This window comes from Eubacterium sp. BL-380-WT-2B, assembly GCF_009696115.1.
Classification (GTDB): Bacteria; Bacillota; Clostridia; order Eubacteriales; family Eubacteriaceae; genus Eubacterium; species Eubacterium callanderi.
This window is the reverse complement of record NZ_VUMP01000008.1, coordinates 225,430-237,267: the sequence shown is the minus strand read 5'-3', so window position 1 is coordinate 237,267 and position 11,838 is coordinate 225,430. Positions and strand designations below refer to the sequence as shown.

Genomic DNA, 11,838 nt, shown 5'->3' with positions numbered 1-11,838 from the left:
TTAATTAGGCGTTCATCTGTTTTTTATATTCCAGGAATTCATCATAGCTTGATAATCGGTCAATAATACCGTCATCTGTCAGTTCTATGATCCGATTAGCCAGTGTCTGCATAAACTGGTGGTCATGGCTGGCAAAAAGAATAACCCCTTTAAAATCCATCAATCCGTTGTTGACGGCTGTGATGGACTCGAGGTCCAGATGGTTGGTCGGCTGGTCTACGACCAATACGTTAGAACCAAACATCATCATTCTGGACAGCATGCAACGTACCTTTTCCCCACCGGAGAGCACGCGCACCTCTTTATAGATATCATCCCCTGAAAAAAGCATACGCCCTAAGAAACTTCTCAGATAAGTATCTGTTTCCTCAGTGGTGAACTGCTTCAGCCACTCTGCTATATTAAGGGTGCAGCCATCAAAATACGAGGTATTATCCTGTGGAAAATAGGAGGTCGAAACTGTTTGCCCCCACTTAAAGCTGCCCTCGTCTGGTTCCATTTCCCCCATCAGGATTTTAAACAGGGTCGTCATGGCAATCTCATTTTCAGCGACAAAACCAACCTTATCCTCTTTGTTAATTCTGAAGCTCACATTGTTTAAAACCTTCACGCCATCAATTGTTTTAGAAAGGTTTTCTACCTCTAAAATTTCTTTTCCAGGTTCGCGGTCCATATTAAAGCCGACATAGGGATATTTTCTGGACGAAGCCGGCATTTCTTCAACGGCCAGTTTATCAAGCAGCTTTCTTCTGGAGGTTGCCTGCTTGGATTTTGACTTATTCGCCGAGAACCGGGCTATAAAGTTTTGCAGTTCTTTGATTTTATCCTCTTTTTTCTTGTTCTGATCCTTCAGCATTCTCTGAACAAGCTGGCTGGATTCATACCAGAAATCATAGTTCCCGACATACAGTTTAATTTTCCCAAAATCAATATCCACAATGTGGGTACATACGTTATTCAGGAAATAACGGTCATGAGACACCACAATGACGGTTCCGGGATAATCCATCAAAAACTCTTCCAGCCAGACCACTGCCTGGATGTCCAGGTTGTTGGTGGGTTCGTCAATCAGGATAATATCCGGCTTGCCAAAAAGGGCCCGGGCCAAAAGAACCTTGACCTTTTCATTCCCAGTCAGACCGCCCATCTGCGCGTCAATGATGGATGCGTCCATCCCAAGCCCTTGTACCAGACGAGAAGCGTCTGATTCGGCTTCCCAGCCACCCAGATCCGCAAATTCTCCCTCCAGCTCTCCAGCCCGGATTCCATCTTCGTCGGAGAAGTCCTCTTTGGCGTAAATGGCGTCCTTTTCCTTCATGATATCATAAAGATGCTGATTTCCCATAATAATGGTATCTAACACCGAAAAATCATCAAAAGCGTAATGATCCTGCTTTAATACGGACATACGCAGCTCTTTAGGCATAATGACATCGCCGCTGGATGGCTCAAGATCGCCGGACAAAATTCTTAAAAAGGTGGATTTCCCCGCTCCGTTGGCACCAATAATTCCGTAACAGTTTCCCGGTGTGAATTTTATATTAACATTTGAAAACAAATTGCTTCCATCAAAATTTAAACTTAAATCAGATACTGTAATCATTCTGTGATCTCTATACTCCTCTGGTTTGAAAAATGTGGCGCTTTGGCCCATGAGTTTCTATTATAGCCTAAACCCAATGCTTTTTCCAGTTCTTTCTGCTGGAAATTATCGTCAATTCAAAAAAGGAGCGCCGGAATTTTTACGGCACTCCTCGATTCTATTTCAGATCGCTGATTTTAAACTCGACCTTATCTTTTTCATCTTCTGTCTGTTCTTCCGCGGGATCAGCTGTTTTTTCAGATTGCTCCACACTTTCCGTTGTTTCCAGAACCTCGATTTCTTCGCTGACCTCCACAAATTCTTCTTCTGGCTCAGCATCAACCTGCATGATCGCTTCCATTTCCTCATTCAGATCTTTTTCCGGTTCCAGCTCAATGACAGTAGTTTCATCGCCAATGACAATGCGCTGTTCCAGTGTGATGGCGCCTGTCGGGCATTTTTCAAAACAAGCCTGGCACTGGGTACACTTGTCATAATTGATGGAGGCCAGATTATTTTCAACCGTAATGGCTTCCGCCGGGCAAACCTTCACACAGGCTTTACAGGCAATACATCCAATATCGCAGACCGCCCGTACCAGCTTGCCTTTGTCGGTATTGCGGCAGTCCACATGTACCAGCTGGTCTGCCGGAATCAAATCGATAATTCCCTTTGGACAAGCATCCCGGCATTTACCACAGGCCGTACATTTATCAACATCTACCTCCGGCAGTCCGTTATCACCAATGGATAACGCACCAAACATACAGGCGCTGACACAGGTACCGAGCCCCATGCATCCATGCCGGCACGTCTTCACACCGCCGCTCGCGATCATCGCCTGACGGCAGTCCTGAATGCCATAATAATCTGCACGGTTGGGCGAATGGGTACAGTCTCCGTTGCAGTGAATACAGGCCACCATCGGCTCGCTGCTGCCAACGCTTTCTCCCATAATTTCGCCGATGGCCATGGCTGTGGCTGCGCCGCCTACCGGACAGGCATTAACCGCCGCCTCGCCGTTTACGATGGCCGCCGCAAGAGCATCACAGCCTGGAAACCCGCAGCCGCCGCAGTTTGCCCCCGGAAGGGCATCTCTTACCAATGGGACCCGTTCGTCAGTTTTAACCTCAAAAACCTTTGAGGCGATGGCGAGACCCGCTCCAAAAATCAATCCCATGGCACCTAAGATACCAACGGGAATCAGTAATTCCATTATCATTTCCGGCACCTCCTTACAGCATTCCGGAGAATCCCAGGAATGCTATGGCCATCAGGCCCGCTGTAACAAGCGCAATCGGGAATCCCTCAAAGGGTTTTGGAATATCAGACAGCTCCAGACGCTCACGGATACCGGCAAACAGCACGATCGCCAGCGTAAAACCAAGGGCTCCGGCAATTCCATTGAAAACTGTTTCGATAAAATTGTAGCCATACTGGATATTTAACAACGCAACCCCCAGCACCGCACAGTTGGTTGTGATCAGAGGAAGGTATACCCCCAACGCTTGATAAAGAGACGGGCTGGTCTTTTGGATAATCATTTCAACCAGCTGCACCAGGGCCGCAATAACCAGAATAAAGGCAATGGTCTGTAGGTATCCAAGACCCAACGGATCCAGAATAGCATACTGTACCACATAGGTGATCGCTGAAGCCATGGCCATTACAAAGGTAACGGCAATCCCCATCCCCACTGCTGTTTCGATTTGTTTGGAAACGCCGAGGAAAGGGCAAATACCGAGGAATTTTGACAAAATAAAGTTCTGGACAAAAATGCCGCTGACTAAAATCAGGAGTATATTGGTCATGACAGGCTATCCTCCTTATTTGATTTTTTCGCTTCTAGTTTTTCTGTAATCTTATTGATGGCGGCGATGCCAACACCCAAGGTCAGGAACGCTCCCGGCGGCAGGATAAATATAAGAACCGGTTCATAGCCTGCGCCGAAAATGCTCAGGCCAAAAATTGCACCTGCGCCGATAATCTCACGGATTGACCCCAGCACGGTCAGGGAGAGCGTAAAGCCGAGGCCCATTCCCGCACCATCTGCAAAGGAAGCCAAAACAGGGTTAGAAAACGCAAAAGCTTCCGCACGTCCAAGAATAATACAGTTAACAACAATCAGAGGAATATAAATCCCCAGCGCGGCATCCAGAGCCGGCACATAGGCCTTCATCAGCATGCCGACAATGGTTACGAAGGATGCGATGATGACGACAAAAGCCGGGATACGGATTTTGTCTGGAATGATTTTCCTTAAAGCTGAAATAACAACATTTGAACCGATCAGAACAACGGTGGTCGCAAGCCCCATACCCAGACCGTTTATCGCCGAGGTCGTAACCGCCAAAGTCGGACACATCCCCAGCAGCAGGCGAAAGGTTGGGTTTTCCTTGATCAGCCCGTTTGTAAAATGTTTAAAACTACCCATTATTGTGCGCCTCCTTCCCTCGCAAGCGCTTCATAAACTTTTTCAGATGCATTGACACCTGTTGTGACGGCCTTTGAAGTAATTGTTGCACCAGTGATAGCAGTTATCTGGCTGTCGGAAGCTTCGCCGGATTTGATAACCGCGATTTCTTTTTTAGCATCTTTCCCTTTAAACTGCTCCTGAAAAGCCGGCTCGGTAGATTTCGCACCCAGACCCGGAGTTTCATTCTGACTTAAAATCGTGATGCCTGTAATTTTGCCCTTTGCATCAATACCGGTCAGTACTTCCACCTCTCCGCCATAGCCGCTCGGAGCTGTTTTTATGGTATAGCCGGCCAGCTCGCTGCCTTTATAACCAATGTAAGCTTCCTTAATAATACTGGCTTCATTTGGCGCCGCAGCGGCCGCGACCGCCTCGATATTTTCTACTGTTTCAAATTTATCGGCATCCGGCAAAACAGCCTGTCTTGCCTCTGTGTTGGCCTGCTCATTGCGCTGGTCGATCACATCGGATGTGACATAGTTCGTCATTGCGAGGCAAAGAGATGCGATCGCCGTGATCACAAAGAGAATAACGGCCAGCTTGATGACGTTTTTCCAGTCGATGGATATTTTTTCTTTATTAGCCATTCACTTCCACCTCTTTATTCTTTTTTTCCTTTTTCGGCGCGCCGTAAATACGCGGACGGGTAAACCGTTCGATGAGCGGCGCCGCCACATTCATCAGAAGGATGGAATAAGATACCCCCTCTGGATAGCCGCCGAACATTCGTATAATCATGGTTATCAAGCCGCATCCAAAGGCAAAGATTATCTGCCCCACCGGCGTGCTCGGGGATGAGACATAGTCGGTCGCCATGAAAAAGGCGCCCAGCATCAAACCGCCTGAGCAGAGCTGGAAGATCGGATCCTGACCGAATACAAGAGATAAAATGGCGACGGTCGCAAGATAAACCGCTGGAATACGCCAGCTGATAACACCGCGGACAATCAGATAGATGCCGCCGATCAGCAGCGCCAAAGCGGATATTTCCCCAATGGAGCCATAAACGCCATTGATGCCAAGAAACATATCCAGATTACTCGGCAGCGCGGTCAAATCCATACCTTCTTTTAAAATTCCCAGCGGTGTGGCCGTCGTAAAGGTGTCGGCTGCCGGGATGTAGGCTGTGCCAGTCATATGCGTTGGCCATGACGCAACCAGAAAAGCCCTGGCTGCCAAAGCCGGGTTCATAAAGTTATGTCCAAGGCCGCCAAAGCACTGCTTAACAAGGGCGATGGCAAAAACAGACCCGACAATACACATCCACCATGGTGCTGTGATGGGCAGGTTAAAGGCCAGCAGCAGGCCTGTAACAACAGCGCTCCAGTCACTGACAGTGATGGGTTTTTTCATCAGCTTTTGGATAACCGCTTCCGTCACAACACAGCTGGCGACACAGATCGCCACAATCAGAAAGGTTCTCATGCCAAATACATATCCGGCAACTGCGAGGGCCGGTAAAAGCGCGACGATAACACTCTGCATAATACTAGAGGTATTATGCTTTGCGCGAATATGTGGTGATGAGGATACAGTCAGTGTTAAATCTAATTTACTCAATTGCTCCTCCTCCTATTTCTTTTCTTTCTTTTTTAATGCTGTTACCTGACGTTTGGCCACACGGATGGACGAAACCAGTGTCCGCTTGGCGGGACAGATAAATGAGCAGCTGCCGCATTCGATGCAGTCGAGAGCATGGTATTCCTCGCACTTTTCCCAGCGTTCTTTTTCTGAGTAGGCCGCCAGGTAAAGGGGCTGCAAATGAATCGGGCATGCCTCCGCACATTTTCCACAGCGGATACAGTTAGAAGGCTCAGGGATATACGCCGCGCCCTTTGTCAGGCACAGAATTCCTGATGTTCCCTTCATCACTGGGACATCTGTGCTGAACAGGGTCACGCCCATCATTGGGCCGCCGGATATGACTTTGTAAGGCTTTTTGGCAAACCCGCCACACTGGTCAACAACCTCCTGATAGGGTGTCCCCACCTTAACCTCCATTGTCCGGGCATTTTTCACCGCATTTCCCGTACAGGTCAGCAGTCGTTTGTGCAGAGGTAAACCGGTTTCAAAGGTAATGGCAATCTGGCAGGCTGTGCCCACATTCAACACCACAACCCCCGCGTCGGCCGGTAAGCCGCCGGATGGTACCTCACGGTCTGTAACCGCCTTAATCAGCTGCTTTTCAGCCCCCTGCGGATACTTTGTTTCCAAAACCACTACCTCGATATTATCCTTCTCAGTGATGGCTTTTCTGAGCTTTTCGATGGCGTTTGGCTTGTTGCTTTCCACGCCGATATAGCCCTTGTCGACCCCGACTGCCCGCATGGCGATTCTTAACCCCTGGACAATACGCTTTGGCCGGGCCAGCATCAGATGATGATCTGCGGTCAGGTAGGGTTCACATTCCGCGCCATTAAGAATCACACTGTCCACCGTTTTGTCCGGCGGAATGCTCAGCTTAACATGCGTTGGGAAGGTAGCGCCCCCCATACCGACAATTCCTGCATCGCGGATAATGTCGATAATCTGCTTAGGCTCATACTTTCTGAAGTTGCCATAAGGCTTGATCGAAGGGTCAACCGTGTTTTTACCGTCGGACTCAATGACCACAGACATGATCATCTCTCCGTTGGGATGCGCCCGCTCCTCTACCGCGATAACCGTACCGGATACGCTTGAGTGCACAGGTGCTGAAACAAAACCGTTTGCTTCTCCAACTTTCTGGCCGAGGTAAACCATATCTCCCTTTTTCACAACCGGTGTACAGGGCGCACCGATATGAAGGGACATTGGAATTGTTACAACCTTAGGTTCGGCTGCAACTTTAACCGAGACGGATGCCGTTCTCTTTTTCCTGTAAGGCGGATGGATTCCGCCCCGGAACGTTTTTTGTTTTTCCTTTAATTCCAATTCACACACCTCTTGCTTCTTTTTTTAACTTTACGTTACATGTAATCTATTTTAACATCTTTACCATACTAAAGACAAGAAGAAATTTTATCAGTAGTGTAATAAAGATTTCTTGTTTTAAGGAAATAATAAAAGCCAAAATTTCCACTTACCAGCGGAAACTTTGACTTTCAAGATTTACGTGTCTCAGCAATGGTCGAAGAATGCTTTATAACCCTTATAGGTCATATAAACATCCGCTTTTGAACAGAGCTCAAAAGGAGAGTGCATGCTCAAAAGCGCCGGACCGCAGTCTACCACGTCCATACCGTATTCTGCCAGCATATAGGCAATGGTACCGCCGCCGCCAAGATCGACACGGCCAAGCTCGCCCATCTGCCAGGTGACGTCCGCCGCGTTAAAGCATTCGCGCAACTTTCCTAAAAACTCAGCGTGCGCATCGTTGGAGCCAGACTTTCCTCTGGAGCCGCCATATTTTGAGATGACCAGCCCCTTGCCCGCAAAAGGCGCGTTGTACAGATCATGTGTTCCGGAGAAGTTCGGATCATAGGCTGCTGTAACGTCTGCAGATAAAAATTCCGAGTTTTTAAGGCAGCGTCTTAAGGTCAACTCCGGTTTATGGTCCTCAGTCAGATCGATAAGCTCTGCCATTTCATTTTCAAAAAATTTCGACTGCATCCCTGTACTGCCATAGCTGCCAATCTCTTCCTTGTCGGCCAGAATCGTGCACAGGGTACGCTTAGGCGGTTTCTTTTCATCCTGGTTTAAAATTGCCATGGTCGCTGTAAAGGCGCACACACGGTCGTCTTGTCCATAGCTTCCCACAAAGCTGCGGTCAAAGCCCACATCTCTCGCGGCGCCGGCTGGTACAACCTCCAGCTCTGCGCTGGCAAAGTCTTCCTCGATAATGCCATAGGCATCATTGAGCTGTCTGAGGATATTCAGCTTTACCGCATCCCCGATATCCTTGTCCTCATACGGAATACTGCCAATGATGAGGTTGAGTCCCTCGCCCTTGATCCCCTCAGCCATTTTTTTCTGATTCTGCTCCTGTGAAAGATGAGGCAGCAAATCGGTGATGCAGAAAACAGGCTCTTCATCTTTTTCACCCAAAGAAATGTTGAGGATCTCGCCATCTTTTTTAACGACCGTGCCATGAAGCGCCAACGGCATGGTTACCCACTGATATTTCTTAATTCCGCCATAGTAGTGCGTTTTAAAATAAGCCATATCAGATTCTTCATAAAGAGGCGACGGTTTTAAATCAAGCCTTGGCGCGTCGATGTGCGCGCCAATAATCGACATGCCATTTTCCAGCGCCTCCTCGCCCACAACAAACAGTAGAACGGTTTTCTTTCTGAAAATAACATAAATTTTGTCGCCGGGTACGACCTTGCCCTTGGCCTGATAATACTCCAGAGGTTTAAAACCCCTTTCTTCTGCCAGAAGCACGGTATAGGCCGCGCACAAACGCTCAGTTTTTGAAACGGTCAGATACTCTTTATAGCTTTCACAAAAATCATCGACCATTGTTTTTTCATCGTTTTCCAGCGCATGCCATGCAAGCTCAAACTTTTTAGTCAGAGATTTCTGGAGTTCTTTTGCTTTACTTTCTTTATCTTTGCTCATAAATGAACCTCCTTTTACAAGTTTTGTCTAACCCTATTTTACCTTTTGTTGAGAGCAAGGTAAAGTCCCAATTGATGAAAAAAAACTTCTATGATAAACTGGTTAAGGAAAATTTAAAAGGAAGTGACAATATGAAAACAGAAAAACTGATTGTCCTCGGCACTGGAAATGCCATGGTGACCGAGTGTTATAATACCTGCTTCGCGATTAAAAATGGAAAAGAATATTTTATGGTGGACGCCGGAGGCGGAAACGGTATTCTCAGGCAATTGAAAAAAGCATCGGTCAACCCCGCGCATATTCACCATCTCTTTATCACTCATGGTCATACCGACCATGTGCTTGGCGTGGTTTGGCTCATACGGCAAATCGCCTCGATGATGCTGGATCAAAAATATAAGGGCACCTTTAAAATTTACTGTCACGATGCGCTCATTAAAACCGTAGTGACCATCTGCGACCTGACCCTTCAGAAAAAGCTCACAGCCCTTTTTGGCAGCCGTATCCTTCTGGTCCCGGTTCAAGACGGGCAGACCGAAAAAATCCTTGATTATTATGTCACCTTTTTTGACATCCACTCCACCAAGCTTAAGCAGTTCGGCTTTACCACCATGCTGAGAAACGGGCAAAAGCTGACCTGCCTTGGCGATGAACCCTTCAATCCGCTCTGCAAAAAATACGTTCTGGATACAGACTGGCTGCTCAGTGAGGCTTTCTGCCTTTACAGTGAACGGGATATTTTTGACCCCTATGAAAAGCACCACAGCACGGTCCGGGAGGCCTGCGAGCTGGCCGAGGAGATGAAAATTGCCAATCTGGTTCTCTGGCATACCGAGGAAAAAAATCTGCAAAACCGAAAGAAACGCTATAAGGCCGAGGGAAAGCAATATTTCAAAGGGAAAATCTATGTTCCGGAGGATCTTGACATTATTAAACTAAAATAAGAAAAGCGGCAGACGCCGCTCTTCTTATTTTTTGCCTTCTACACAAATCCAGTATTTTCCATCCTTTAAATGGATCTTTGTTTCTTTATAGCCTATCTTTTCAAAAAGTGCCTTAAACTCGTCAACTGTCAGGTTCCGCAGCTCAAATTTCCTGGCCATTTCAATGTGATGTTCATCCAGATCGTCATTTAAGTACATTTCTGCAATCAGCATAAAGGTGCCGCCCTCTTTAAGGACACGGAACACCTCACGCATATCTTCCTCAAGATCTGGCCAGAAGTAGTAGCTCTCTACTGTGATGATGGCGTCAAACTGATTGTCTTCAAAGGGCATTTTTGAGACAGAGCCCTGATGGATTTCCATTTTTCCGCTTTCAATATCCGCCTTATTCAGTTCCTTTGAGGCCTCAACCGATACTTCTGAATAGTCAATACCGTAGAGCCTGCCGCCGTCAATACGTCCTGAGAGACGTTTTAGCGCCGCTCCGCCGCCGCAGCCAACGTCAAGCACCTTATCGGTGGGCTTTAAGTTCAGTTTATCGAGCGCCCAGGCCGTCATTTCAGCATGGCTTTCATTCATGCGCTCAATCATCATTTTGCCCGCCTCGCCCTGGGGTTTTCTTGGGTTGCCAGCTTCGGTAACGGACATTCTCTCTTTACGTTTAGCGTCCTCATATTCAACCGCCAGCTTTTCATTCATCTCTGCGATATGCGTCTTATCTTCCTCGGTATAGCTTTCTTCATAATCCGGACTCATGATTTCAATGCTGTCCAGCTGGCTTTTCAAATTTGCCCGGACCGCCTCCAGATATTCGGCGCGCAGGCTCTGTTGCTCTTCCAGCTCCTCTGTGGTCAGGCCTTCGGCCTTTTTCTTTTTAGCTAAAAAATTAATGCGTTCTATTTTATCTTTATTGATCATATCCGACCTCCTGTAAATTTTTAATGATCCCTGCTTCCATCAGGCGCTGCAGGGTAAGCAGCAGACCAAGCTTTCCATGGTAATGGGTGAGCCCGCCCTGAAAATAAGCGATGTATGGTTCACGCATGGGGGCGTCAGCGCTGAGCTCAATGGACGAGCCCTGAATAAAAGCGCCGGCTGCCATGATAATCGGGCAGTTATAGCCCGGCATATCCCAGGGCTCTGGCGTCACAAAGGAATCCACCGGCGCAGCCTCCTGGACCGCGCGGCAGAATACCTTAACAGCCTCGGGGTCACAAAGCCTGATGCTCTGGATGATATCGCTGCGGTAATCTCCTACCCCTGGGCAGACCCCAAAGCCAAGCTTATCATAGACCGCCGCCATGAGCACAGCGGTTTTTATGGCCTGCGCGACTACTGTCGGCGCCAGAAAAAGTCCCTGGAGCAGAGTGCGGTTAATATCCAGCGTAGCGCCTGTTTCCTTGGCGACACCCGGCGCCGCCAGACGGCAGGCCGCCATATAGACATACTTTTCTTTCCCCGCAACATAGCCGCCAGTCGGAGCCAGTCCGCCGCCCGGGTTTTTGATGAGCGATCCGGCCATGAGATCTGCGCCCACGGCCACAGGCTCTTTATAATCGAGAAATTCGCCGTAGCAGTTATCCACAAACACCACCACATCCGGTTTAACGGCCTTTATCTTCGCGATAATTTCCTCCATATCCGAAATCTTAAGGGCCTTGCGCCAGCTATATCCGGTTGAGCGCTGCATATAAATCATTTTTGTGTTTTCATGGATACTGGACAGAACTTTTTCCTCGTCGATTTTTCCATCCTCTGTCAGCTCAATCTGCTTGTAGTTTACCCCAAAATCCTTAAGGGTACCATTTCCGGCGTCCGCTTCCTCAATACCGATAACGGTGCGCAGGGTATCATAGGGGCTTCCCGTAATGGATAGAAGCTCATCCCCTGGCCGCAGGACACCGTAAAGGCACAGCGAAATAGCGTGGGTGCCCGATGAAATATGGGGCCTCACCAGCGCGTCCTCCGCGCCAAAGATATCAGCGTAAATGGTTTCCACCACCTCGCGGCCCACATCGTCATAACCATAGCCTGTGGCCGGATGGAAGTGGCGGTCGCTCAGGTTTGCGCGCTGCATTGCCTTGATCACCTTATACTGGTGGTACTCTGCCTTTTCGTCGAGCTCTGCAAGGCGCGGTTCTATCTCTGCCTCCACCTGATCGACAAAACAGATAACATCCTTTGAAATATTAAATTCTTCTTTTAAATAAGCGTTTTTCGTGTTCTCCATATTTTCCTTCATTCTTGTACTCTGAACCAAATTCTCAGTTCAGTCTAACATATTTTTAGTTTTT

Annotated in this window: 11 protein-coding genes and 1 pseudogene; 1 reads left to right on the top strand and 11 read right to left on the bottom strand. The window is 48.0% G+C overall.

Features of this window, described 5'->3' with window-relative positions; genetic code table 11:
- Positions 1-4: 4 nt before the first annotated feature.
- The 8 genes from FYJ53_RS17115 to FYJ53_RS17080 all read right to left on the bottom strand — a co-directional run bounded on the left by FYJ53_RS17115 (position 5) and on the right by FYJ53_RS17080 (position 8,600).
- Positions 5-1,603 (bottom strand): ABC-F family ATP-binding cassette domain-containing protein, encoded by a 1,599-nt coding sequence (locus FYJ53_RS17115; RefSeq protein ID WP_154557506.1) that lies wholly within the window; start codon positions 1,601-1,603, stop codon positions 5-7.
- Positions 1,604-1,760: 157 nt separating this feature from the next.
- Complete coding sequence (locus tag FYJ53_RS17110; protein WP_090414488.1) at positions 1,761-2,804, bottom strand: RnfABCDGE type electron transport complex subunit B; 1,044 nt, start codon at positions 2,802-2,804, stop codon at positions 1,761-1,763.
- A gap of 13 nt (positions 2,805-2,817) precedes the next feature.
- Entirely contained in the window at positions 2,818-3,393 is a 576-nt protein-coding gene (rsxA, locus tag FYJ53_RS17105; protein WP_013380941.1) for an electron transport complex subunit RsxA, read from the bottom strand.
- On the bottom strand, positions 3,390-4,016 hold the full coding sequence (rsxE, locus tag FYJ53_RS17100) for an electron transport complex subunit RsxE (RefSeq protein ID WP_013380942.1): 627 nt from the start codon (positions 4,014-4,016) through the stop codon (positions 3,390-3,392). The genes rsxA and rsxE overlap by 4 nt, the downstream gene beginning before the upstream one ends.
- Positions 4,016-4,645 carry an RnfABCDGE type electron transport complex subunit G gene (locus tag FYJ53_RS17095; RefSeq protein WP_013380943.1) on the bottom strand — a complete coding sequence of 210 codons (630 nt, stop codon included), beginning with the start codon at positions 4,643-4,645 and terminating at the stop codon, positions 4,016-4,018. Before FYJ53_RS17095 ends, rsxE begins: the two co-directional genes overlap by 1 nt.
- The gene (locus tag FYJ53_RS17090) at positions 4,638-5,618 is read right to left on the bottom strand and encodes an RnfABCDGE type electron transport complex subunit D (protein ID WP_013380944.1); all 981 of its coding nucleotides are present in this window, start codon (positions 5,616-5,618) and stop codon (positions 4,638-4,640) included. The genes FYJ53_RS17095 and FYJ53_RS17090 overlap by 8 nt, the downstream gene beginning before the upstream one ends.
- A 12-nt stretch (positions 5,619-5,630) precedes the next feature.
- The gene (gene rsxC, locus FYJ53_RS17085; RefSeq protein ID WP_013380945.1) at positions 5,631-6,971 is read right to left on the bottom strand and encodes an electron transport complex subunit RsxC; all 1,341 of its coding nucleotides are present in this window, start codon (positions 6,969-6,971) and stop codon (positions 5,631-5,633) included.
- Positions 6,972-7,157: 186 nt separating this feature from the next.
- Complete coding sequence (locus tag FYJ53_RS17080) at positions 7,158-8,600, bottom strand: aminopeptidase (RefSeq protein WP_148430172.1); 1,443 nt, start codon at positions 8,598-8,600, stop codon at positions 7,158-7,160.
- Between the two features lie 131 nt (positions 8,601-8,731).
- Here FYJ53_RS17080 and FYJ53_RS17075 point away from each other — a divergent pair, with 131 nt between their 5' ends.
- A complete protein-coding gene (locus tag FYJ53_RS17075; RefSeq protein WP_148430169.1) occupies positions 8,732-9,544 on the top strand; it encodes an MBL fold metallo-hydrolase in 813 nt (270 codons plus the stop codon).
- 24 nt (positions 9,545-9,568) lie between these two features.
- On the opposite strand, the gene FYJ53_RS21925 is transcribed toward FYJ53_RS17075, so the two are convergent.
- The 3 genes and pseudogenes from FYJ53_RS21925 to FYJ53_RS17065 all read right to left on the bottom strand — a co-directional run bounded on the left by FYJ53_RS21925 (position 9,569) and on the right by FYJ53_RS17065 (position 11,774).
- Entirely contained in the window at positions 9,569-10,138 is a 570-nt protein-coding gene (locus FYJ53_RS21925) for a class I SAM-dependent methyltransferase (protein WP_371720680.1), read from the bottom strand.
- 209 nt (positions 10,139-10,347) lie between these two features.
- A pseudogene (locus tag FYJ53_RS21920) lies at positions 10,348-10,462 on the bottom strand (DUF896 domain-containing protein); the annotation flags it as partial.
- A complete protein-coding gene (locus FYJ53_RS17065) occupies positions 10,452-11,774 on the bottom strand; it encodes a methionine gamma-lyase family protein (protein ID WP_227930325.1) in 1,323 nt (440 codons plus the stop codon). The gene FYJ53_RS17065 and the pseudogene FYJ53_RS21920, both read right to left, overlap by 11 nt.
- Positions 11,775-11,838 lie beyond the last annotated feature (64 nt).

Coding starts and splice junctions, on each gene's coding strand:
- FYJ53_RS17115 (WP_154557506.1), bottom strand. CDS start 1,603: ATGATTACAGTATCTGATTTAAGTTTAAATTTTGATGGAAGCAATTTG.
- FYJ53_RS17110 (WP_090414488.1), bottom strand. CDS start 2,804: ATGATAATGGAATTACTGATTCCCGTTGGTATCTTAGGTGCCATGGGA.
- rsxA (WP_013380941.1), bottom strand. CDS start 3,393: ATGACCAATATACTCCTGATTTTAGTCAGCGGCATTTTTGTCCAGAAC.
- rsxE (WP_013380942.1), bottom strand. CDS start 4,016: ATGGGTAGTTTTAAACATTTTACAAACGGGCTGATCAAGGAAAACCCA.
- FYJ53_RS17095 (WP_013380943.1), bottom strand. CDS start 4,645: ATGGCTAATAAAGAAAAAATATCCATCGACTGGAAAAACGTCATCAAG.
- FYJ53_RS17080 (WP_148430172.1), bottom strand. CDS start 8,600: ATGAGCAAAGATAAAGAAAGTAAAGCAAAAGAACTCCAGAAATCTCTG.
- FYJ53_RS17075 (WP_148430169.1), top strand. CDS start 8,732: ATGAAAACAGAAAAACTGATTGTCCTCGGCACTGGAAATGCCATGGTG.
- FYJ53_RS21925 (WP_371720680.1), bottom strand. CDS start 10,138: ATGATGATTGAGCGCATGAATGAAAGCCATGCTGAAATGACGGCCTGG.
- FYJ53_RS17065 (WP_227930325.1), bottom strand. CDS start 11,774: ATGGAGAACACGAAAAACGCTTATTTAAAAGAAGAATTTAATATTTCA.